Below are 22,648 nucleotides of genomic sequence, written 5' to 3'. Positions count from 1 at the left end.
CCGGACGAAGGGAGGGGCCCGCCGGTCCGCTCCTAGCTCGGCCCGTCCCTCACTCGGTGATCTGGACGACGCACCGGTTGGTCGCCGTGCCGCCCGCGGTGATCACCTGCACCTCCACCGCGCCGGGTTCCACCTCGACCGGTACCGGGACGGTCAGGACGGCGTCGGTGGGGTTGCGGAAGCCGCCGGTGACGGGGACCAGGGGCACGTGGACGTCGACGGCACCGATGCGGACGACCGTGCGGGAGAGGCGGTCGGCGCTGTGGGCGCCGGGAGGGACGAAGCCGGTGCCGCGGATCTCGATGTCGTCGCCGGTGCGGATCGGGCCGTCCAGGTCACCGGGCTCGCGGGCGCGGACCACGGAGAGGATCACCGGTCGGCCGCCCTCCGCGTACTTGCCCGCCAGGTAGGTCGCGGCGGAGACCAGTACCAGGACCGCGAGTCCCCAGGGCAGGTCGGGGAGCTGGTCGGGGCGGCGGGCCAGCCGGACGGCGGCGAACAGCAGGGCGACGGTGTTCACGGCGACGTACTGGATGTCGGCGAAGGCGCCCCGGCCGGAGTCGTCGGTCAGCAGGTCGGCCGCGCGCGGCCGGTGGGCCGGTACCTTCTGCAGCCGCTGGGCGAGGATGCGCAGGCCGACGACCCGGCGGACCAGTACGGCGATGCCGCACAGCACGCCGAGCACCGTCGCCAGGCCCGCGCCGCGCGCGAGGTCCAGGCCGGTGAGCAGCGCGTCGCGTTCGGTGTGACCGGAGGCGGCGGCCAGCCGGCCCGCGAGCAGCAGGACGGCGTAGGTCACGAGGAGGATCCAGCCGGCGGCCACGGTGCGGGAGGTGGACATGCGGTTGTCCTCGCCGATCAGCGGGGCGAGCACCCCGCCGCGCGCCCGGTGCCACCAGGAGGCGGCGGCCAGCACGCCCCCGACGGCGAAGGCGGCGAGCAGGGCGGCGGTGCGGGCACTGCTCCAGCCCGCGCCGATCGCGGTGAGCGACTCGGCGAGCAGCAGGGCGAGGACGGCCCCGCCCACCACACACACCGTCCGCAGCCACAGCCGCGCGAGCCATGCCTGGCCCTCGGCTCGGCCGCGCTCGGCGACCTCCTCGGCGCGCTGGGTCAGCTCCTCGGAGACCCACTGGCGGGAGGCGGAGGCCGAGTGGGCCACGGCCGGCGGCAGGCCCTGTCCGGCCGCGAACTCGTCACGGACGCGCAGGAACGCCGCGACGGCCCGCCGGTGCCCCCGCCGGGCCCCGTGCGGGCAGTCCCCGCACGCGCAGCCGCCCTCGTGGGCGCCGTCGGCACCCGTGCTCTGTCTGGCCTCTTGCACCGCCACGCCCGACGCCCGCCTTCCCCACGACCTCTCGACACGACCGAAGCCACTCAAAGTGCGCATTTCCGGCCGCGAACTCCCCTGCGACGAAAGCGAATTGTGCCCTACCCCGGGCGGCCCGGGCCCGCCGGTCCGGGTCACGGCGGGTGAACTTCAAAACGCCGTGTTGACGCCGCCCCCAGCGCACCCGGGGTCAGTCCAGCAGGTCGGGTTCGCTGCGGCTGACGTCCTGCCACAGGGGCTGGTAGTTGATCCAGGCCACCAGGTCGCCGCCGAGCTGTTCACGGGTGGCCACGGCCAGCTTGTGGTCGATCAGGACCGGCCGGCCGGCCGCCCTGGCCATCAGCTGCACCTGGCAGGACCGTTCCAGGGACAGGAACCACCAGGCCGCCGCGTCGACCGAGTTCCCCACGGTCAGCAGCCCGTGGTTGCGCAGCACCAGCGCCTTGCGGGGCCCCAGCACCCCGGCGATGCGACGGCCCTCCTCGGCGTCGACGTTGACGCCGGTGTAGGCGTCGTACAGCGCCAGGTCCTCGTAGAAGGCGCAGCTCTCCTGGGTGATGGGGTCGATCAGGTCACCGAGCGCGGCGACGGCCCGGCCGTGCACGGAGTGGCAGTGCGCGACGGCGACGACGTCGGGCCGGGCGGCGTGCACCTGGGCGTGCACGGTGAACGCGGCCTGGTTGACGTGGTAGCGGCCCTCGACGACCTGCCCCTCCTGGTTGACGAGGACGAGGTCGCCGACGGTGACGTGCTTGAACGGCATCCCGAACGGGTTGACCCAGAAGCAGTCGCTGTACTCCGGGTCGCGCGCGGTGATGTGCCCGGACACCCCGTCCTCGAGTCCGGCGCGCCCGAAGATCCGCAGGGCACCCGCGAGCCGCTCCTTGCGGTGCCGTCGTTCGTCCTCGACCGAGTCGTGCATCGGCGGCATCGCGAACTTCAGCTGATCGGTGGGCAGCGGAGGGGGCGGCGTGGGCCCGTGCATGGGTCCTCCAGCGTGGGGGTTTGCGGTACGGGCGGGAAGTTACCGCCGGTCAGCGCAAAAGGGCAGCGCTGGTTGGTAAAGATGAGGTGCGCCACGGATATCCGACAGAAGGTGTCCGGTTTGCCGGTGAGACTGGCCGGCATGAACTGGGCAGCCTTCACCACCGCCGCACCGGAGCTGGCGGCGATCACCGAGCAGCGCTTCGGCGCCTTCCGTCATCATGTGCTCGCCACCGTGCGCCGGGACGGCTCCCCGCGCACCTCGGGCCTGGAGGCCGATTTCCGGGGCGGTGAGCTGTGGCTGGGCATGATGGCCGGCTCGCTGAAGGCCCTCGATCTGCGCCGCGATCCACGCTTCACGCTGCAGGCGAACCCGGGCGAGGGCACCGGGATGGGCGGCGGGGACGTGCGGGTCGCGGGGCGGGCGTACGAGGTCGGGGAGGGCGAGGCCAGGGCCGCGTACGTGAAAGAGGTGGAACCGCCGCAGCCGTTCCACCTCTTCCGCACCGAGTTGACGGAGGTCGTGCGGACCTTCGTCGAGGACGACACGTATCTGGTCGTCCAGGTCTGGCGGCCCGGCGCGCCGGTGCGCACGCTCAGGCGGACCTGATCCTCAGCGGGAGAGGATCACTCCCACTCGATGGTGCCCGGCGGCTTCGAGGTCACGTCGAGGACGACGCGGTTGACGTCCCGGACCTCGTTGGTGATCCGGGTCGAGATGCGGGCGAGGACGTCGTACGGCAGCCGCGACCAGTCGGCGGTCATGGCGTCCTCGGAGGAGACCGGGCGCAGCACGATCGGGTGACCGTAGGTGCGGCCGTCGCCCTGGACGCCCACGCTGCGGACGTCCGCGAGCAGGACCACCGGGCACTGCCAGATGTCCCGGTCCAGTCCGGCCGCGGTCAGCTCCTCGCGGGCGATGGCGTCGGCGTCCCGGAGCAGGTCGAGGCGCTCCTTGGTGACCTCGCCGACGATGCGGATGCCGAGGCCGGGGCCCGGGAAGGGCTGGCGCTGGACGATCTCCTCCGGCAGGCCCAGCTCCTGGCCGACCATCCGGACCTCGTCCTTGAACAGCTTGCGCAGCGGCTCGATCAGCTTGAACTCGAGGTCCTCGGGCAGACCGCCGACGTTGTGGTGCGACTTGATGTTGGCGGTGCCGGTGCCGCCGCCGGACTCGACCACGTCCGGGTACAGGGTGCCCTGGACCAGGAACTCCACGGCCGGGCCCTCGTCGGCGATGATCTCGGCCTGAGCCTGCTCGAAGACGCGGATGAACTCGCGGCCGATGATCTTGCGCTTCTCCTCCGGGTCGGAGACGCCCTTGAGGGCGGTCAGGAAGCGCTCCTCGGCGTCCACGACGACCAGCTTGACGCCGGTCGCGGCCACGAAGTCCTTCTCGACCTGCTCGGTCTCGCCCTTGCGCATCAGACCGTGGTCGACGTAGACGCAGGTGAGCTGGTCGCCGATGGCCCGTGCGACGAGCGCGGCGGCGACGGCGGAGTCCACGCCACCGGACAGGCCGCAGATGGCGCGCTTGTCGCCGACCTGCTCGCGGATCGCGGTGACCTGCTCCTCGATCACGTTGCCGGTGGTCCAGGACGGGGTCAGGCCCGCCCCCCGGTACAAGAAGTGCTCCAGCACCTGCTGGCCGTGCGTGGAGTGCATGACCTCGGGGTGGTACTGGACGCCGTACAGCTTCTTCTCGTCGTTCTCGAAAGCGGCCACCGGGACGACGTCGGTGGACGCGGTGACGGCGAAGCCCTCGGGGGCGGCGGAGCAGGCGTCGCCGTGCGACATCCACACGTGCTGCTCGTCCGGGGTGCCCTCGAAGAGGGTGGAGCCGGACCTGGAGACGTGCAGGTCGGTGCGGCCGTACTCACGGGCGCCGGTGTTGTCGACGGTGCCGCCGAGGACCTGCGACATGAGCTGGAAGCCGTAGCACATGCCGAAGACGGGGACGCCGGCCTCGAAGAGCGCGCGGTCGAGCCGGGGGGCGCCCTCCTCGTACACGGACGAGGGGCCGCCGGAGAGGATGATCGCCGCGGGGTTCTTGGCGAGCATCTCCTGGACCGGCATGGTGCTCGGCACGATCTCGCTGTAGACCCGCGCCTCGCGGACGCGACGGGCGATGAGCTGGGCGTACTGCGCGCCGAAGTCGACGACCAGGACGGTGTCGGGGGAGGCGGCAGTTGAAGTCGCTGATGACACGGGGTGCCTTCTGGTGGTCGGGCGGGGTCTGTGCTAACGAGTCTAACGGTGTGGGCAGGCAGGCCTCCCCCGGACGGGACCGTGGCATACTGGCCGCATGCTCGCGCACTCGACCTTCCTCTTTACCTATGGCACCCGGCCCGCCGGCTGCCATGGTCGTGCTGCTTGAGCGAACCGCCAAGCGACTTACCAGGCGCCCCGGGCCGACAAGGCCCGGGGCGCCTGTCGTTTTCCCGGGTTCTGCCGTTCCGGGGCCTCCACCAGCCACCACCACGAGGAGCCCCGACATGACCACCCTCACCGCGGAACAGACCATCGACGACGCCCGCACCCGCATCGACGCGCTCGACGACCGGATCATCGGGCTCATCCAGGAGCGGATGGCCGTGTCCACCGTCGTCCAGGAGACCCGGATCGCCTCCGGCGGCCGGCGGGTGAACCTGTCCCGCGAGATGGAGATCCTCGGCCGCTACCGCGAGGCGCTCGGCAAGCCGGGCACCGCGCTGGCGATGACCATGCTGGAGCTGTGCCGGGGTCGTATCTGAGTTCGGTCCGGGTCTCACCCGTACGGCGCGTGACCGGCCCCCGCACCGCTTCGTTGAACCCGTTGTCCGTGCCAGCCAGGGGCGGGCCCGACAGAACCACGCGTGGCTCACCGGAGCGATGAGGCGTAGACGGGTCGTGCCGTACGCCGTGGGACCTCGTTCCGGAGAAGTGACCGGACGGCAGGGGACAGCAGCCCGGTCATCCAAGAGAACGGCCGGCTCCGGGGACGCCCGGGGCCGGCCGGCGGAAGCACCAGGTCAGGACCACAGAGCAGGCGGCGCGACCCCCCGGCGCCGCTCCCGGGCACCGGCGCGCCCTTGCGCCGGTGCCGGCGAAAAGAGGGCCCCGCGGCTCGAGTCCCGCGGGGCCCTTCGCCGTGCCCGATCCGAGTCCCGCGGGGCCCTTCGCCGTGCCTGATCCCGGCCCATGTCGAATGTGACCCATGCCACACAGAATTCGGTGAATCCGGAAGCAACCATTCACCGGCCTCATGGATCAAACCTGCTGCCGGATCAAGAAGACGGTAAGAGACGAGGGACCTGCGTTCGGAGGGGGATGCAGGTCCCTCGTCGTCCTCCTCGTCGTCTTCGGGTCCGGCTACTTCTTCGGCGGTACCGCCGGGATGCCCAGGAACGGCAGCCTGAGCGCGCCGAACGCGTCCGCCGGGACCGCCGGCTCGCGCGGCTCCACCGGCTTCAGCCGCTCGTACACCGCTCCCTGTGCGGGGCGCGGGTCCTCCTCGCCCTTGTTCGGCCAGTACGACATGGCCCGCTCGGCCTGCGCGGTGATCGTCAGCGACGGGTTGACGCCCAGGTTGGCGGAGACGGCGGCGCCGTCCACCACCGAGATGCCGGAGTGGCCGTAGAGCCGGTGGTAGGGGTCGATCACACCCGTCTCCGGGGAGTCGCCGATGGGGCAGCCGCCGAGGAAGTGGGCGGTCAGCGGGGTGCCCATGAGTTCGCCGACGTTGCTGCCCGGGAAGCCGTTGATCTCCTCGGCGAGCACGGTGGCGGCCTCGGAGGCGGCCTTGATCTGCTTGGGGTTCGGTGCGCCGTGCCCCTGCCGGGCGGTGAGCAGGCCCTTGCCGACCCCGCCGGGCTTCAGATAGGTCGTCAGCGAGTTGTCCAGCGACTGCATCACCAGCCCGATGATGGTCCGCTCCGACCAGCGCCGGTTGGACAGCGAGCGGGCGACGAGCAGGGGGTGGCGGGCGGCGTTGGCCAGCCAGGCCAGGACGCGCGAGGAACCCTCGGCGTAGGGGACCTGGAGGATGGACAGACCGCCCATCGAGTTGGAGCCCTTGCCGTAGCGGACGGGTTCGATGTGGGTGCTGTCGTCGGGGTGGATCGAGGACGTGATGGCGACCCCGCGTGTGAAGTCGGCCCGCTGCTCCCCGGTCGCCTTGCGGTAGCGGCGGTTGTCGGTCTGCGCGCCGACCAGGGCCTCGGAGTTGGTGCGGGTCAGATCACCCAGCCGGGCGGAGATCCGAGGCAGCTGGCCGCCCGCCTTCATGCGGTGCAGCAGGGTCTGGGTGCCGTACGTGCCGGCCGCGACCACGACCTTCCGCGCGCTGAACAGCCGCCCCTCGCCCTTCTTCTTCTCGTCCGTCGGCAGCGTCGCGATCGCGTACCCGCCGCGCGAGTCGTCCGTGACGGACACCACCGTCGTCATCGGGTGGACCACCGCGCCGGCCTTCTCGGCGAGGTACAGGTAGTTCTCGTTGAGGGTGTTCTTCGCGCCGTGCCGGCAGCCGGTCATGCACTCGCCGCACTCGGTGCAGGCGTTGCGGGCGGGCCCGGCGCCACCGAAGTACGGGTCGTCCACCTGCTCGCCGGGCCTGCCCTGCGCCGCGCCGTCGGCGTCCTTGCCGTCACCGAAGAACACGCCGACCGGCGCGAGGTGGAAGGTGTCGCCGACGCCCATCCGCTCGGCCGCCGCCTTCAGGTGCACGTCGGACGGGGTCATGGTCGGGTTGAGCCGCACGCCGAGCATGCGCTGCGCCTGGTCGTAGTACGGCTTCAGCTCCTGCTGCCAGTCGGTGATGCCGCGCCACTGGGGGTCGTCGAAGAAGGCCTTCGGCGGGACGTAGAGGGTGTTGGCGTAGTTCAGCGAACCGCCGCCCACGCCCGCGCCGGCCAGCACCATCACATTGCCCAGCAGGTGGATGCGCTGGATGCCGTACATGCCGAGCCGCGGGGCCCAGAGGTAGTTCTTCAGGTCCCAGGAGTTCCTGGGCAGGGAGTCGCGGGTGAAGCGGCGGCCGGCCTCCAGCACGCCCACCCGGTAGCCCTTCTCGGTGAGGCGCAGGGCGGAGACCGAGCCGCCGAACCCCGAACCGATCACGATGACGTCGTAGTCGTACCCGTCCTCGTCCCGGGTCTGGACAGACTTCTCCTGCGACACGTGCTCTCCTCGTCGAGAACGGGGGTTGGTGGCTGTGGGGTCGGGGGTGGGCTAGCGGAGGCGGAAGGCCTTCATCAGGCGGAGGCTGCGGCTCATGAACTGGGCGTACTGCGCGTCGTCCATCCCCAGCGACGGCGCCATCGGCAGCAGCCGCTGCCGGGCCACCGTCTGGGCCTCGGTGTACTTGAGGATGCCCTCGGAGCCGTGGCGGCGGCCGAGGCCGGAGTCCTTCATGCCGCCCATCGGGGACTGGACGCTGCCGTAGGCGGGCGCGTAGCCCTCGTTGACGTTGACGGTGCCGGTGCGCAGCCGGGAGGCGACGTCCAGGCCGCGCCGGGCGGACTTCGTCCACACGGACGCGTTCAGGCCGTACGGCGTGGAGTTGGCGCGCTCGACCGCCTCGTCCTCGGTCTTGAAGCGGTACAGCGAGACGACCGGACCGAAGGTCTCCTCCTCGCAGACGGCCATGGAGTCCTCGACGCCGTCGAGGATGGTCGGCTCGAAGAAGTACGGGCCGATGTCCGGGCGGGCCACGCCGCCCGCGACCACCTCGGCGCCCTTGGCGACGGCCTCCTGGACGTGCCGTTCCACGGTCTTGAGCTGCCGCTCCCCGACCAGCGAGCCCATGTCGGCGCCGTAGGCGAGGGAGTTGCCGAGCCGCATGGCCCGGGTGCGGGCGGCGAAGCGCTCCAGGAAGGCGTCGGCGACGGACTCGTGGACGTACAGCCGCTCGATGGAGATGCAGAGCTGGCCGGCCGAGGAGAAGCAGGCCCGGACGGCGCCCGCGGCGGCCTTCTCGATGTCGGCGTCCTCCAGGACCAGCATGGCGTTCTTGCCGCCGAGTTCGAGGGAGACGCCGACCAGGCGGGCAGCGGCGCCCTGCGCGACCTCGCGGCCGGTGCGGGTGGAGCCGGTGAAGGAGACGTAGTCGGCGTGCTTGACCAGTTCGGGTCCGACGACCGGGCCCTCGCCGAGCACGACCTGGAAGACGCCCTCGGGCAGCCCGGCCTCGATGAGCAGGTCACGGGCCCAGAGCGCGGTGAGGCAGGTCTCGGTGTCCGGCTTCATGACGACCGCGTTGCCGGCGGCGAAGGCGGGCAGCGCGTCGCCTACGGACAGCTCCAGGGGGTAGTTCCAGGGGGCGATCTGGCCGACGACCCCGCGAGGGTGCCGCAGTTCGGTGACCTTCGTCAGGGTGGGCACGGCGCCGGTGTGCCGCTTGGCCCGCAGGTAACCGGGGGCCTTGCGGCCGTAGTGGCGGGCCGCGACGGCGACGGCCTGCACCTCCTCGTGCGCGTGCAGCCGGGCCTTGCCGGTCTCGAGCTGGATGAGGTCGAGCACCTCGGCCTGGCGCTGGAGCACCAGGTCGTGGAAGCGGAGCAGGACGGCGGCGCGCTGCCGCACCGGGGTCTTCTCCCATACGGCCTGGGCGGCGCGGGCGGCCTCGAAGGCCTGTCGCACGTCCTCGGGCGTGGACTCGGGCAGGTCGGCCAGCTTCTCGCCGGTGAAGGGGGTGTGGTTGGCGGTACGGCCGGAGCCGACGACACCCTTGGTGAGCTGGGCCACCAGCGTCGGGGTGACCACGTCGGCGGCGGTGCGCACGCCCTCGGGGGCGGGCGCGAGCGGGTTGGTACCAGTGATGTCCGGGGCCTGCGAGTCCGTCATGACGCGCAGGGTATGCCGCGGCGGAGGCTTTGGGTACCCGTCGGTAACGGGGATTCACCGACTGCTCACATGGCGCCAGTGATCACTGGCAGCAAATGCGCTGATCAGCGCGTTGTCGAGTGACGATCATGGCGGGCCGGGTTTTTTCCGGCGCGGGGACGGCCGAAGTGGCGTCGGTGCGGTACCGCTCGGGTCAGGGGCGCGGCTCGGGTGCCAGGGTTCGCGGTCGCTCCGGGGGCGCCGGGCGGGCGGTGGGCATGGCCGCGCAGGCCTCCAGGGCCGCCGAGGCCTCCTCCGCGGTCGGCCTCGCGCCCGGGTCCGGGGCGTGCAGGCGGGTCATCAGCGGTCGCAGCGGGCCGGCCTCGCCGCCCTCCACCGCGGTGGCGAGCAGCGCACCGAGGGACCACAGGTCGGAGGCGGGCCCGGCGCCGGGCCCCGAGGCCCGCTCCGGGGCGGCGAACCCGGCGGGGACGTCCGCGGCGGGCCCGTCCCCGATCCCGAAGTCGGTGACGACGACCCGCCCGGTACGGGACTCGATCAGGACGTTGGCGGGCTTGAGGTCCCGGTGCACGATCCCCACGGCGTGCGCGGCCCTGAGCGCCCCGAGGACGGCGAGCCCGACACGGGCGGCCTCGGCGGGCGGCAGCGGCCCACGCCGCACTATCTCCCGCAGCGACTCGCCCTCCACCAACTCCATGACGATGCACGGCAGTTCGTCGTCCAGGACGACATCGTGCAGGACGACGGCCGAGGGATGGCGTACCCGGGCGGCGGTCCGCGCCTCCCGGTGGAGCCGGTGCGCGATCCGGCGGCTCTCCTCGTCGTCGGCCGGACGCCCGGGCAGTACGGGCTCCTTGACGGCGACGTCCCGCTGCTCCTGCTCGTCCCGGGCCCGCCATACGGTCCCGGACGGCCCGGCGCCCAGGCGCGCCAGAAGCCGGTAGCGTCCACCGATCAGCCGTGCGCCGGGCGGGAGTTCGCCGTCTTCACTCATGTCACATGAGTATCGTGCGCACCACGCCCTTGTGAAGCGGGGCCGGAGGCCGATGAGTCCGGCCCGTTGTCCCTCAGGGCTTCTTGATCTCCAGGTTCGCGATCGCCGCCCTGGCGACCTCCTGGCCCCGCGCGGTGAAGTCACCCTTGCCCGGGTAGCCGATGGTGAGCCGGTACAGGTCACCGGAGCCGGTGCGGTAGTAGAAGATCCGCAGCTCGCGCGGGCGCGGGTACTGGGAGTCGTCGGTCGTGTACTCGACGGTGTTCGTGGCGGCCTGTCTGCCGTGGTACTTGGTGCTGTCGTCCGGGTGGGTCCGCGCACCCTTGGGCATGTCGAGGCTGTACTCGCCCTCGTTCTTGAACTTCTCGTCGTCGGCGTGCATCTGGGCCACCGCGTTGCTCTTGATCGTGTTGAGGGAGTCCTCCGACTTCCGGGTCAGGTCCAGCACGACCGAGATGGCACCGCTCGGGTCCGTGTACGACACCCAGCTCCGGTCGGAGTCGTTCTTGTCCGGGTGCCCTGCCTCGTAGGACGCGGGGACGGCGAGGGTGGCGCCGAGACCGGCGTCGGTCCGCTTCGCCCAGCCGTCCGGCAGCGGCCCGGCGAAGGGATCGGCGAGGACGAGGTATCCGGCCACCGCCGCCACGACCACGGCGGCCCCCACACCCAGCCACGCCTTGCGGCCCGGGCGCGGGGTGCGGCCGGCCGGCGCGGCGACCGTGACGCGCTGGGTGGGCTCCGGCGCCGGGGGGTCGGCGGCCGCCTCCAGCAGCACCCGGACCTGGGCCGCCGTCGGACGGCGGGAAGGCTCCTTCCGCAGCAGGCTGTTGACGGCCTCCGCCAGCGGGCCGCGCGCGGCGGCGGGCGCGGCCGGGGTGGCGTTGAGGACGGACTGCAGGGTGGCCGGGGTGTTGCTGCGGCGGAACGGGGAGACGCCCTCGGTGGCGGTGTAGAGGACGACACCCAGGGACCACAGGTCGCTCGCCGGACCGGGACGCTGCCCCAGCACCCGCTCCGGCGCGATGTACTCGGGCGAGCCGACGAAGCCGCCGGTGTCGGTCAGGTTCGTCTCGCCCTCGATCTGCGCGATGCCGAAGTCCGTGAGGACGACGCGGCCGTACCGGCCGAGCAGCACGTTGTCCGGCTTGACGTCCCGGTGCAGGACGCCCGCCGCGTGCGCGGCCTCCAGCGCGCCGAGCACCTCCAGGCCGATCCGCGCCGCCTCCCGGGCGTCCAGCGTGCCCTCCTGGAGCGCGCTGCCCAGCGAGCGGCCGTGCACCAGCTCCATCACGATCCACGGCCGGCCGTCCACCACCGCGACGTCGTACACGTTGACCACGGCGGGATGGTCGAGCCGGGCCGCCGCACGGGCCTCGCGGCGCATCCGCTCGAAGGCGTTGGCTCGTTCGCGCTCGGGAAGGTGGTCCGGCACGCGGGGCTCCTTCACCGCGACCTCGCGGTCCACCATCTCGTCCTTGGCCCGCCACACGGTGCCCATGCCGCCGTGGCCGAGCTTGGCGAGCAGCCGGTACCGGCCGGCGATCAGCCGCCCGGTGCCAGGCTCCTGAGCGGCGGGGGCCGGGCCGGGGTGCTGGCTCCGCTGGACCGCCTGCTGTTCCGCCTGCCGGGGCGCCGCACCGGGCCGTGCGCCCGGCACCGGGTTCTGCACCGGGTTCGGCGGTTGCAGAACAAAACTCGTCGTGTCGTCGGCCGTACGGCCGGCTCCCCCGTCACTGCTCATGGAACATCCATATCGCGCCACCGCCGTCCGCCACCACAGGGAACACGAACCGGTCACGAAGCCGTGACCGGGCGGGAATCAACGTTCCGTGACCGAGAAGGTGTCCACGGCCACGTCGAAGTACTCCCGGGCCTCCCGGACCCGTCCGACCGGCGCCGACACCCACACGTCGTACATCCGGCCGTCCTCCTCCCAGCACAGGTCGTAGGTGTGGCGCGGCCCTTCGGCGGCGCTGAAGCCGTCCCAGGTGAACTCCCAGAGCGCGGCCGGGTGTCCGGCGTGCGTGGTCCCGACCACCCGGCCGTCGTGGTAGCCGGGGTTGGTGTCGGCGCCCCCCGCGGCCGCCCGGCTCATCACCGCGGCGGGGCCGCCGGCGTCGGGCGGGGAGACCTTGACGCCGAGGCGGAAGGTCTGCCCCGGGGACAGGTAGAAGACGCGCTCGCCCTGCCGTTCTCGGGTGAAGTCCTCCGGCACGGCGAGCGAGAAGCCGTCCGGGTCCCGGGCGGTGCGGTATCCGGAGGGGGCGGTGTGGGGCCGGGAGGCCGCGGGCGCGCTGCTCGCGGTGACCGCGGGCGACGGCGAGGCGCTGCCGTCCGGCGGGGACGCGGAGTTGCTGGTCGGCGCCGCCGGGCTGCTCGTCGTACCGCCGGGCCTGCCGCCGCCCTCGCCCTGGTGCAGCAGCAGTGCCGCCGCCGAGACGCCCGCCCCGGCCACCGCGGCGACCAGCAGGGCGGCGATCAGCACCCCGCGCGAGGACTGCCGTGCGGGCGGGAGCTGTTCGGGCGTCGGCTGGTCGGCGGGCGTCCCCGGCCCGTCGGGCTCGGTCGTCGGGTGACCGGCTCCGGCCGCACGGGCCGCGAGGGCGACGAGCCTGGGGGTGCGGCCCGTCGCCGGCGGTTCCGGGGCGGCCGGTGTGCGGCCCGTCTCCAGGAACGTACGCAGCATCCGCTCGGCGTCCGCCGCGTCCAGCCGCCGGTCGGGGTCCCGCTCCAGCAGGCCCCGTACGACGGGCAGCAGCGGCTCGGCCTCGGCGGGTGGCCGGATCTCGGCGGCGACGACGGCGTGCAGGATGCCGCCGAGCGAGTCCCGCCGGAACGGGGACTCACCGCTGAGCACCGTGCACAGCAGCGCGCCCAGCGACCACAGGTCGGACTCGGGCCCGGTCCGGGTCCCCGCCATCCGCTCCGGCGCGGTGTACTCGGGCGAGCCGACGAAGGAGCCGGTCTCGGTCAGCGTGGTGGCACCCGCGACCTGCGCGATGCCGAAGTCGGTGAGCACCACCCGGCCGGTCCCGGACTCCAGCAGCACGTTCGCGGGCTTGATGTCGCGGTGCAGCACGCCGGCCTCGTGCGCGACGCGCAGCGCGCTCAGCAGATCGGCGCCGATCCGGGCGGCCTCGGCGGCGTCGACCGGACCGTGCCTGGTGATGCGGTCGGCGAGGGAGCCGCCGTCGATCAACTCCATGACTAGGTAAGGACGTTCGTCCTGCTCGATGACGTCGTGCACGACGATGATGTGCGGGTGCCGCAACTGCGCGACCGCCCGCGCCTCACGGAAGGTGCGGTCGCGCCGGCGGCGGGCGTCGTCGTCCGGGAGGGAGTCGTCGGCCGCCAGCTCCTTGACCGCCACCAGCCGGCCCAGCACCTGATCGCTCGCCCGCCAGACGACGCCCATGCCGCCGCGCCCGATCCGCTCCTGGAGGCGGTAACGGTCCGCGATCACGCGGAAGTCGTCCCCGTCGGATCCCATGAGGCCCATCATGCCGCACCGGCCGCACCCGTTCGGGTCGGTGACCGGCCAAGTGCCGCGCCCGAGCCGGTCAGCCGGCGCTCGGCGGCTGCCAGCTCCGCAGCACCCACTGGAACTGCTTGCTCGTCCGCGGCCAGTCGGCCTCGGGCGTCGACATGTAGATCACGTACTCGGTGCCCTCGCGCGAGAAGTACGTCTCCTCGATGGCGTGCCGGGGCCCGGCCACATAGGGCGGGTCCTTCGCCAGCGCGTCCCAGGTCATCTCCCACAGCGAGCCCTCGCGGTCGCGGTAGGTGTTCGCCTTCATGGTCACCCGGTGGTAGTTGACCAGCGAGTGGAACTGGAGCTGCTGCTCCAGGTCCTTCTGGTGCTCCAGGGCGTTGGCGAAGTCCGAGCTGGTGTCGATGGCGACGCGCAGGAAGTGCTTACCGCCGTCGGGCGTGTAGTCGACCTGCCGAAGGTCGGGGTCGGCATCGACCCCCTGCGCCTCCACGATCCTGCGCGACCAGCCCTTGGGCAGGTACACGGTGAAGCCCCACGGGTCGTGGTACGCCTGCCAGGAGGCGGGCACGACTCCGCCGGGGCGGGGTGTGGCGCTGCTGTCGCCGCTGCCGCTGGCGGAGGGCGACGGCGGGAGCCGGTTCGTGCCCCCGCTCGCGCCGGTGCCGCGCTCCGATCCGCCCCACTGCTGGAAGACGACGGCCGCGCCGCCTCCGAGCACGGCCGCGGCGGCGACGACCAGCGCGAGGGCGCGCAGCCGGCGCCGGGGCCGGGTCGGCATGCCCACGGGTGCGGGGGCCACGGCCGTCGACCCGGTCATGGCACGGCTCCCGGCCGTCGGTGCGCCGGGGACGTGACCGCGTGTGGTTCCTCCGGAGTGGTAACCGGCGTGACCGTATCCGGTGTTGCCCGTCCCGCCGTCGTGCGTGCCCGTGCCCTGCGCCGGTACGAACGCCTGCGTGGTGTGCGGTCGGCGGCCCTGCGCAGCCTCGGCGAGCATGCGCTCGGCTTCCTCCGCGCCCGGCCGCTGGGCCGGTTCCTTGTGCAGCAGGGCGGCGATGACGGGGGTGAGCGGACCGGCGTTGCGGGGCTGCTCCGCCTCCTCCTCGACGACCGCCTGCATGGTGCTCAGCGGCGAGGTGCGGCGGAACGGCGAGCGTCCCTCGACCGCCGTGTACAGCGTGGCCCCGAGCGCCCACAGGTCCGAGGACGGGCCCGGGTCGTGGCCGCGCACCCGCTCGGGCGCGAGGTAGTCGACCGAGCCGACGACCTCACCGGTGCGGGTGATGGTGGAGTCGCCCTCGATCTGGGCTATGCCGAAGTCGGTGAGCAGGACCCGGCCGTCCCGGCCGAGGAGGACGTTGCCGGGCTTGATGTCCCGGTGCAGTACGCCGGCCGAGTGCGCGGCGCGCAGGGCCCGCAGCACCCACAGGCCGATCCGCGCGGCCTCGGAGGGTTCGAGACGGCCGCGCTCCTTGACCGCGTCGGCCAGCGAGTGGCCCTCGACCAGCTCCATCACGATCCACGGGCGGCCGTCGTGCTCCAGCACGTCGTGGACGGTGACGACGGCGGAGTGGTTGATGCGTGCGGCGGCCCGCGCCTCGGCCCGGGTGCGGGCCAGCAGGACGGCCCGGTCGCTGTCGGAGACGTAGAGCGCCGCGGTCAGCTCCTTGACGGCCACCTGCCGGTGCAGCACCTCGTCGTGGGCGCGCCACACCCGGCCCATGCCGCCGCTGCCGATGGATTCGGCGAGCCGGTAGCGGCCCGCTATGAGCAGGCCCTGCATCTGATTCACGTTGCCCCGCAATGCTATTGACAGGGTCAGACTAAGGACCGACCCTCCCCCTGGGAACACGAGGGGTACCAAGGTGACAGTCCTGTGACGGTTGCCGTATCCGGCGCGCGGGCGGTGCCCAACCACGTTTCACACAGGCGGTATACGGGGCGCTCAACCTGTGTAGCGGTACGTCGCGGTAGCTTGCTCGTACAGCCGTGTCACCTCGTCGCGTTCGGCCTCCGGGCCCCGGACCTGGACGATGTGGTAGCGGCCGTTCAGCAGGATCGCCATGTTGCGCACGTACCGGTCGCGGCCCTGTCCGTCGGTCCAGGTGAACTGGCCCTCGGCCATGGTCCGTCCGCCCACCTCGATGGTCCGCAGGCCGGTGGCCGTGGCCCAGCTCGAGTCCCGGTACGGCTGGAGCTCGCGCTCCTTGTCCCGCTGGTAGATCATCGGATCGCTGCCGTAGGTGCCCGTGCCGTCCCGTCCGGGCACGACGAGCAACTCGAAGTTGCCGTGGGTGTATACGGTTTGGCCGCTGCCGTTCTTCGGCGTGCGGTCCCAGCCCTTGGCTACGGCGATGCGGAAGCCGTCCGGATCCTTGCGCAGGGTGAAACCGTCGGCGACGGAGGGGTCGCCGCCGGTCTGGGTCTCGGCGGCGGGTGCGGACGCCGAGGGGCCGGGGTCGGACGGCCGCCCGGAGGACGGCCGCTCGGAGGGCGAGGGGGCGGAACTCGCCTGACCGGCGCTGCCGGTGCGGTCGCCGCCCGTCGCGCCGCTCTCGCCCTGCTTGGGCATGAACAGCATCGCGTACGCCACGGCGCCGGCCAGCAGGAGCAGGATGAGCAGGAGCAGCAGCCGGCCGAGGCTGCGGGGCGAACGGGCCTGTTCCGAGGCGCGCTTGTGCCGGCCGTGCGGGTGGGCCGCGGGCACCCGGGCACGCCGCCGCCGTACCAGTTCGCCCCGCCGCCGGACGATCGGCAGCCGCTTGGGGTCCGCGGGCGGCACGGGCACCACATGCGTACCGGCGTCCGGCTCGGGCGCCGAGCGCACCAGGGAGCGCAGCCAGCCGCTCAGCTCCTCGAAGTCCGGCCGGTCGGTGGGGTCCTGACGCAGCAACGACTCCACGACAGGGCGCAGCGGGCCGCACTCCTCGGCGAAGGCGGGCGGCTCCGCGCACACGAGCTGCACCAGCTCTGCGGTGGACTCCTCGGGGTAGGGGGCGTGCCCCTGGACGGCGCGGAAGAGCAGCGCGCCCAGCGCCCAGAGGTCGGTGGCGGGTCCGATCGGCGCGGCAAGCTGCCAGTTCTCGTGCACGGGGCCCGCCTGCTCCGGCGCCCAGCGTTCGGTGACCGGCCCCACCACGGTCATCCGCACCTGCCTGGCCCGCTCGGCGGCAAGCGCGGTACCGGGGCCACGGCGCACGGCACCGCTCCCGGCGCCGGGGTCGTCCCAACGGGATCCCGCGGCGGAGGGGTCGGCGGATGTCTCCGAGGCGGCGCCGAGACCGGAAGCGGACGCCTGGCCCGGGACCATGGCGCCGTGGCCGGGACCGGAAGCCGCGTAACCGGGCGCGGGCGCCTGCCCGGGGCCGGAAGCTCCGTATCCGGGTGCGGGCGCCTGCCCGGGAGCGGGCGTCCAGCCCGGGACCACGCCGGGACCGGAAGCGTCGTAGGCAGGCGCGGGTGACCGGCCGGGCACGGGCAGGCGCCCTGACCCGGCGGTCGTGTCGTCGCCGCCGGGCGGCAGACCCGGTCGCGGCGGGTCGCCGGCCGGGCCGGTGCGCGGTGCGGCACCGTGCCAGGCGGTGCCGGGCGCGCCATGGGGTTCGGCCGTCCGGCCGGGCGGGACGGCGGTCCGGTCGGCGGAGTACGGCGGCCGCCCCGCGCCCGCGGCACCGGTGTCGCCCTCGGCGGGCGGACGGGCGCCGGGCAGGGCGGCGCGGCCGTTCTGCTGGGCTTCCTGCACCCGCGCCGCGGCCCGCGTCCCGGCACGGTAGGCGGCTATGGCCCCGGCGCGGGCGGCACGGACGTCGTCCCCGGTCTCCAGGGCCCTGCGCCCGGACGGCGGAACAGGGACGGTCCCGGGGGGAGCGCCCCCCGGCACCGGCATTCCGCCGGCCGCCCGCGCCTGGATCGCGGCCCGCCGCGCGGCCTCGGGATCGGCGTCGGGGGACGGAACGGCCGCGGCGGGTCCGAGCGCGCCGCCGAACCCCTGGCTCCCGGAGCTGCCGGGCACAGCCGGGCCGCCGCGAGCACCGGGGGCGCCGGGCGACTGTCCACCGAGGGCCCGGGCGTCCATGCCGCCGCCGTCACCGGCCGGCCCGTACGGGTCGTGCGGCCCGTCCTGGGCCGGCACCGGGTCGTATCCGCACAGCGCCTCCTCCGCCGCGCCGACCGCGAGTCCGGTCAGCATCACCCGGCCGTCGTCACAGACGAGGACCGTGCGGGCGGTGATGTTGCGGTGCGTCCAGCCGTGGGCGTGCAGCACGCGCAGCGCCATCAGAACGTCGGAGGCGACCTCGGCCGCCCGGTACGGCGCCAGCGGCTGCTCGGCCAGCAGCGCGGACAGCGGCCGGGCCGCCACCCACTCGCTGACGATCCACAGCGAGCCGCCCTCGGCGAACACGTCGAAGACCTGGTCCAGGCGCGGATGATCCGGGATGCGGGCCGCCGCCTGCGCGGCCTCGACGGCGCGCCGCACCGCGGGATCCGAAGGGCGTCGGGTGGCCGTACGGGCGGCGGATGAGCGGCGGGTGCCGCGGTCCCGGGCGGTGAAGCCCTCGGGCAGCCCCTCGGAGTCGAGCACCTCGGCCTCGACGACCTCGGGCAGCGGCACCTGACGGACCAGCACCTCCTGGCCGCTGTAGGTGTCGAACGCCCGGGTCTCGGTCAGCTCGTACTCGTCGGACGGCAGCAGCGGCAGGCGGTAGCGGTCGGCGAGCACCCGGCCCGCGTAGTCGTCCACGTTGCCTCCCCCGGCCGCCTGGTCGTTCAGATCCGTTCCCCTACGGTCCGTTCCGCATCCGCATCCGGCTCCGTACGGTCCGCAACCATTCACGATACGTGCCGGAGGCAACCCGCATTGAGGGGATGACGGATTCTCACGTATCCGAACCGGGCCGGGTCATGTCACGACTTGGGCTCGAAGGACTTCGTCAGCGTCCGCCAGGTGTCCTCGCGCAGGTCGCCGTGCCACTTCGCGGCCTTGGCGGTGTACATCAGCGCGTGACCGAGATGCCCGTTCACCACGAACCCCCGGTCGATCGTGCGGTACTTGGTGCCGCCCTCGGAGTAGGTGAACTCCCAGTCGGCGGTGTTCCAGCCGCGGTAGTCGACCTGCTCTATGCGGATCTTCTGGTACTGGGAACGCACCATGCCACGCTCCTGGTTCTTCCAGTCCGCCACCGGGTCGTTCTTGGGCGTGCTGGTCCAGGCGACGAGCAACTTCTGTCCGTCGGGCCCGGTGTAGCGGTCGCCGGCGGCACCGGTCGACTGGTACTTCCAGCCCTTGGGCAGCCCTATCGAGTATCCCTGGCCGCCCTTGTGGGTCGACTCGACGGGCGCGCTGCCGCCGTCCTTGGAGCCGGACGAGCCGGAGTCCTCGTCGCCGGAGGCGCTCGCGCTCGCCGCGTCGTCCGACGACGAGCCCGTCGAGGCGGAGGCCGAGGCGTCCCCGTCGGTCTTCGTGCCGTCGCCGGGGCTGCTCTTGCCGCCCGTGTCCTTGTCCTCCTTGACGGAGGCACTTGCGCTCGGCGCGGCCTTGGCACCGCTTCCGCGGTCGTCGCCCTTGTTGTCGCCGCCGCCGAAGACGAGGGCCAGCACCGTGCCGATCACCGCCAGCGCGACCACGACCGCGATGATCACCAGGGTCCGCCTGGGCACCACGTCGGTGAGCGGCGCCCTGGGCACCGTCCGCGACGGCAGGTCCAGGTCCGGCGGCGGCACCACGGGCCACCCGGAGCTCGGCTTGGTCGCGGCGGAGTTCGGCACGGCCGGGGAGCCCTGGGCGGGACCCGCCTGCCGTCCCCGCGAACCGGCGCCGGCAGCGGCGCCGGGGGCCTGCCCGCGCTCCGCGGCGCCCGCACCGCCCTCGGCAACCGGACCGCCGGTACCCGAAGCGGCCGTTCCGCCGTTGTTCTTCGCCCGCACGGCCGCCGCCGCGGTGGCCGCCCCGGCCGCCTTGCGGACCGAGCGCAGCGCCCCGCGCAGCTTCTCCCCGGCCTCCTCGCCCCGCTTGCCCTCCGGCCCGCCGGGCTGGGCCGGCAGCGGAACGACACGGGTGGCGTCCATCGACTCCGGCCCGGGCGCGTGGATCACCGCGTTGAGCATGGTGCGGGCGCCCGCGTCGTCGAGACGCTGCGCCGGGTCCTTGGTGAGCAGACCGTAGATGACGTCCCGGAGCGGGCCCGCGTTCTTGGGCTCCTCCAGGGGCTCGGTCATCACCGCGGTGAGCGTGGCGATCGCCGAACCCTTGTCGTACGGCGGCAGCCCCTCGACCGACGCGTACAGCAGGCCGCCCAGGGACCACAGGTCGGCCGCGGGACCGGGCTTGTGCCCGCGGGCGCGCTCCGGGGAGATGTAGGAGGGGGCGCCGACCAGCATGCCGGTGGACGTGATGGACGGGTCGCCCTCGACCTGCGCGATGCCGAAGTCGGTGAGCACGACCCGGCCGTCCTCGGCGATCAGCACGTTTGACGGCTTCACGTCCCGGTGCAGGATGCCTTCGCGGTGCGCGGAGCGCAGCACGTCGAGGACGGCGAGACCCACCTCGGCGGCGCGCTTGGGCTCCAGCAGGCCGTCCTCACGGATGACCTCGGCCAGGGACTTGCCCTCGACCAGTTCCATGACGATCCACGGCCGGTCGTCCTCCTCGACCACGTCGAAGACCGTCACCGCGCTGTTGTTGCGGATCCGGGCGATCGCCTTGGCCTCGCGCAGAGTGCGCGTGATCAGGCGCCGCTTCTCCTCCTCGTCGATGTTCGACGGGAACCGCAGCTCCTTGACGGCGACCGTACGGCCGAGGGTCTCGTCCTCGGCGCGCCAGACCGTTCCCATACCACCGCGGCCCAGCACGTCTCCCAGCCGGTACCGCCCGGCGAGGAGACGCCGCTCGTTCTTGCCCTGACGAGTCTCCTGACGGGATGTTCCCGCCCGCTCCGCCTCCGACATGCGTCCCCTCATGCAACCCGCCCTGACAGAACCTCCATTGTCTCTCACCCGACAAGTGGCCGACGCCCAGGGTGCCCCCTGCCGCGCCGGGGCCGCACACACCGGAACACCCGTCGCACCGTCCCCTTGAGCCCGCGTCAGACCATGCGCCCCTTTCCCCCGCCGAGCACCCGCCGGACGCGGCTCCCGAGCCGCCCGGAACCCGCCCCGCCTTCGCCGGATTCGCCCTCTCACCGGGTACAACGGCCGGGCTCCCGGTGGAGATCCCGGCCCGGGTCACCCGTCCGGGTGGTTCCGACTACGGCGGTTCCGGCTACAGCGGCACGATGTCCGGCGCCCCCAGCCGGGCGGCGTCCGCCGTCAGGTCGTCCGGCTGGAGCTGGGACTCCCGCTCGGCCTCCACCCGCTTCTCGTAGTGCTCCACCTCGCGCTCGATCTGGCCCTTGTCCCAGCCGAGGACGGGCGCCATCAGCTCGGCGGCCTCGCGGGCGCTGCGGGTGCCCCGGTCGAAGGTCTCGATGGAGATACGGGTGCGGCGGGTGAGCACGTCGTCCAGGTGCCGGGCGCCCTCGTGCGAGGCGGCGTACACGACCTCGGCGCGCAGATAGTCGTCGGCGGCCTGCAGCGGCTCGCCCAGAGTGGGGTCGGCGGCGACGAGGTCCAGGATCTCCTCCGCCATGGAGCCGTACCGGTTCAGCAGGTGCTCCACCCGGACCACGTGCAGGCCGGTGCGAGCGGCTATCCGCGCCCGGGCGTTCCACATGGCCCGGTAGCCCTCGGCGCCGAGCAGCGGGATCTCCTCGGTGACGCAGTCGGCGACGCGCATGTCGAGCCCGTGCACGGCCTCGTCGACGGCGTCCTTCGCCATCACCCGGTACGTCGTGTACTTGCCGCCCGCCACGACCACAAGACCCGGCGCCGGATGCGCCACGGTGTGCTCGCGGGACAGCTTGCTGGTGGCGTCCGACTCACCGGCCAGCAGCGGGCGCAGTCCGGCGTACACGCCCTGCACGTCGTCGCGGCGCAGCGGCACGGCGAGCACCGAGTTGACGTGCTCCAGCAGGTAGTCGATGTCGGCGCTGGAGGCGGCCGGGTGGGCCTTGTCGAGGTCCCAGCCGGTGTCCGTGGTGCCGACGATCCAGTGCCGGCCCCAGGGGATGACGAACAGGACCGACTTCTCGGTGCGCAGGATCAGGCCGGTGGTGGAGTGGATGCGGTCCTTCGGCACGACCAGGTGGATGCCCTTGGAGGCACGGACGTGGAACTGGCCCCGCTCCCCCACCATGGCCTGGGTGTCGTCGGTCCACACACCGGTGGCGTTGACGACCTGCTTGGCGCGGATCTCGTACTCGCCGCCGCCCTCCACGTCCCGCACCCGGGCGCCGACGACCCGCTCGCCCTCGCGCAGGAACCCGGTCACGCGCGCCCGGTTGGCGACCCGCGCGCCGTAGGACACCGCCGTGCGCACCAGATTGGTGACGAAGCGGGCGTCGTCCATCTGGGCGTCGTAGTACTGCAGCGCGCCGACCAGTGCGTCCTTCTTCAGACAGGGCGCGACGCGCAGGGCGTGACGGCGGGTCAGGTGCCGGTGCAGGGGCAGGCCACGGCCGTGCCCGCGGGCCATCGACATCGCGTCGTAGAGCGCGACGCCCGACCCGGCGTACACCCGCTCCCAGCCCTTGTGCTGGAGGGGGTAGAGGAACGGCACCGGTTTGACCAGGTGCGGGGCGAGCCGTTCCAGCAGCAGGCCGCGCTCCTTCAGCGCCTCGCGGACGAGGGCGAAGTCGAGCATCTCCAGATAGCGCAGGCCGCCGTGGACGAGCTTGCTGGACCTGCTGGAGGTGCCGGACGCCCAGTCACGGGCCTCGACCAGGCCGGTGGACAGACCGCGGGTGACGGCGTCCAGCGCGGTGCCGGCGCCCACCACTCCGCCGCCGACCACCAGCACGTCCAGCTCGCGTTCCGCCATCGCCGCCAGTGCCTCGGCGCGCTGCTCCGGGCCCAGAGTCGCTGTCCTCACCGCTGCCTCCCGCTGTCGAACGTCTCGCTCGCGTCGGCCGCACCCGCGGTGGGGCGAAGC

Annotated in this window: 14 protein-coding genes; 2 read left to right on the top strand and 12 right to left on the bottom strand. The window is 73.2% G+C overall.

Going from position 1 to position 22,648, the window contains the following annotated elements:
• Positions 1-49 precede the first annotated feature (49 nt).
• Both ABZ478_RS03915 and ABZ478_RS03910 read right to left on the bottom strand, forming a co-directional pair.
• The gene (locus tag ABZ478_RS03915; protein WP_359545114.1) at positions 50-1,330 is read right to left on the bottom strand and encodes a hypothetical protein; all 1,281 of its coding nucleotides are present in this window, start codon (positions 1,328-1,330) and stop codon (positions 50-52) included.
• A 190-nt stretch (positions 1,331-1,520) separates the two neighbouring features.
• On the bottom strand, positions 1,521-2,315 hold the full coding sequence (locus tag ABZ478_RS03910) for a class II aldolase/adducin family protein (RefSeq protein ID WP_359545113.1): 795 nt from the start codon (positions 2,313-2,315) through the stop codon (positions 1,521-1,523).
• Between the two features lie 141 nt (positions 2,316-2,456).
• Between ABZ478_RS03910 and ABZ478_RS03905 the strand changes: the two genes are divergently transcribed.
• On the top strand, positions 2,457-2,924 hold the full coding sequence (locus ABZ478_RS03905; protein ID WP_359545111.1) for a pyridoxamine 5'-phosphate oxidase family protein: 468 nt from the start codon (positions 2,457-2,459) through the stop codon (positions 2,922-2,924).
• Between the two features lie 17 nt (positions 2,925-2,941).
• Here ABZ478_RS03905 and guaA read toward each other — a convergent pair whose 3' ends face one another.
• The gene (gene guaA, locus ABZ478_RS03900; RefSeq protein ID WP_359545110.1) at positions 2,942-4,522 is read right to left on the bottom strand and encodes a glutamine-hydrolyzing GMP synthase; all 1,581 of its coding nucleotides are present in this window, start codon (positions 4,520-4,522) and stop codon (positions 2,942-2,944) included.
• A 287-nt stretch (positions 4,523-4,809) separates the two neighbouring features.
• Between guaA and ABZ478_RS03895 the strand changes: the two genes are divergently transcribed.
• A complete protein-coding gene (locus ABZ478_RS03895; RefSeq protein WP_199211648.1) occupies positions 4,810-5,067 on the top strand; it encodes a chorismate mutase in 258 nt (85 codons plus the stop codon).
• A gap of 598 nt (positions 5,068-5,665) precedes the next feature.
• On the opposite strand, the gene ABZ478_RS03890 is transcribed toward ABZ478_RS03895, so the two are convergent.
• The 9 genes from ABZ478_RS03890 to ABZ478_RS03850 all read right to left on the bottom strand — a co-directional run bounded on the left by ABZ478_RS03890 (position 5,666) and on the right by ABZ478_RS03850 (position 22,588).
• Positions 5,666-7,471, bottom strand: a complete 1,806-nt coding sequence (locus tag ABZ478_RS03890) for a GMC family oxidoreductase (protein ID WP_359545108.1) — start codon at positions 7,469-7,471, stop codon at positions 5,666-5,668.
• A gap of 51 nt (positions 7,472-7,522) precedes the next feature.
• Entirely contained in the window at positions 7,523-9,136 is a 1,614-nt protein-coding gene (locus tag ABZ478_RS03885; RefSeq protein ID WP_359545107.1) for a succinic semialdehyde dehydrogenase, read from the bottom strand.
• A gap of 193 nt (positions 9,137-9,329) precedes the next feature.
• The gene (locus tag ABZ478_RS03880; protein ID WP_359545105.1) at positions 9,330-10,130 is read right to left on the bottom strand and encodes a serine/threonine-protein kinase; all 801 of its coding nucleotides are present in this window, start codon (positions 10,128-10,130) and stop codon (positions 9,330-9,332) included.
• 73 nt (positions 10,131-10,203) lie between these two features.
• Positions 10,204-11,871, bottom strand: coding sequence for a serine/threonine-protein kinase (locus ABZ478_RS03875; RefSeq protein ID WP_359545103.1), 1,668 nt, complete (start codon positions 11,869-11,871; stop codon positions 10,204-10,206).
• Between the two features lie 78 nt (positions 11,872-11,949).
• Positions 11,950-13,620, bottom strand: a complete 1,671-nt coding sequence (locus ABZ478_RS03870; protein WP_359545102.1) for a protein kinase — start codon at positions 13,618-13,620, stop codon at positions 11,950-11,952.
• A 70-nt stretch (positions 13,621-13,690) separates the two neighbouring features.
• Positions 13,691-15,406 (bottom strand): serine/threonine-protein kinase, encoded by a 1,716-nt coding sequence (locus tag ABZ478_RS03865; RefSeq protein WP_359545100.1) that lies wholly within the window; start codon positions 15,404-15,406, stop codon positions 13,691-13,693.
• A 162-nt stretch (positions 15,407-15,568) separates the two neighbouring features.
• A complete protein-coding gene (locus tag ABZ478_RS03860; protein WP_359545098.1) occupies positions 15,569-18,364 on the bottom strand; it encodes a protein kinase in 2,796 nt (931 codons plus the stop codon).
• A 164-nt stretch (positions 18,365-18,528) separates the two neighbouring features.
• Positions 18,529-20,568, bottom strand: a complete 2,040-nt coding sequence (locus ABZ478_RS03855) for a serine/threonine-protein kinase (protein ID WP_359545097.1) — start codon at positions 20,566-20,568, stop codon at positions 18,529-18,531.
• Between the two features lie 313 nt (positions 20,569-20,881).
• Positions 20,882-22,588: a glycerol-3-phosphate dehydrogenase/oxidase gene (locus tag ABZ478_RS03850; protein WP_359545095.1), complete on the bottom strand. Its 1,707-nt coding sequence runs from the start codon at positions 22,586-22,588 to the stop codon at positions 20,882-20,884.
• Positions 22,589-22,648: the final 60 nt, after the last annotated feature.

Source organism: Streptomyces sp. NPDC005706 (assembly GCF_040631045.1).
GTDB lineage: Bacteria > Actinomycetota > Actinomycetes > Streptomycetales > Streptomycetaceae > Streptomyces.
The sequence above is the reverse complement of the archived record's forward strand: the minus strand, read 5'-3'. Positions and strand labels throughout refer to the sequence as shown.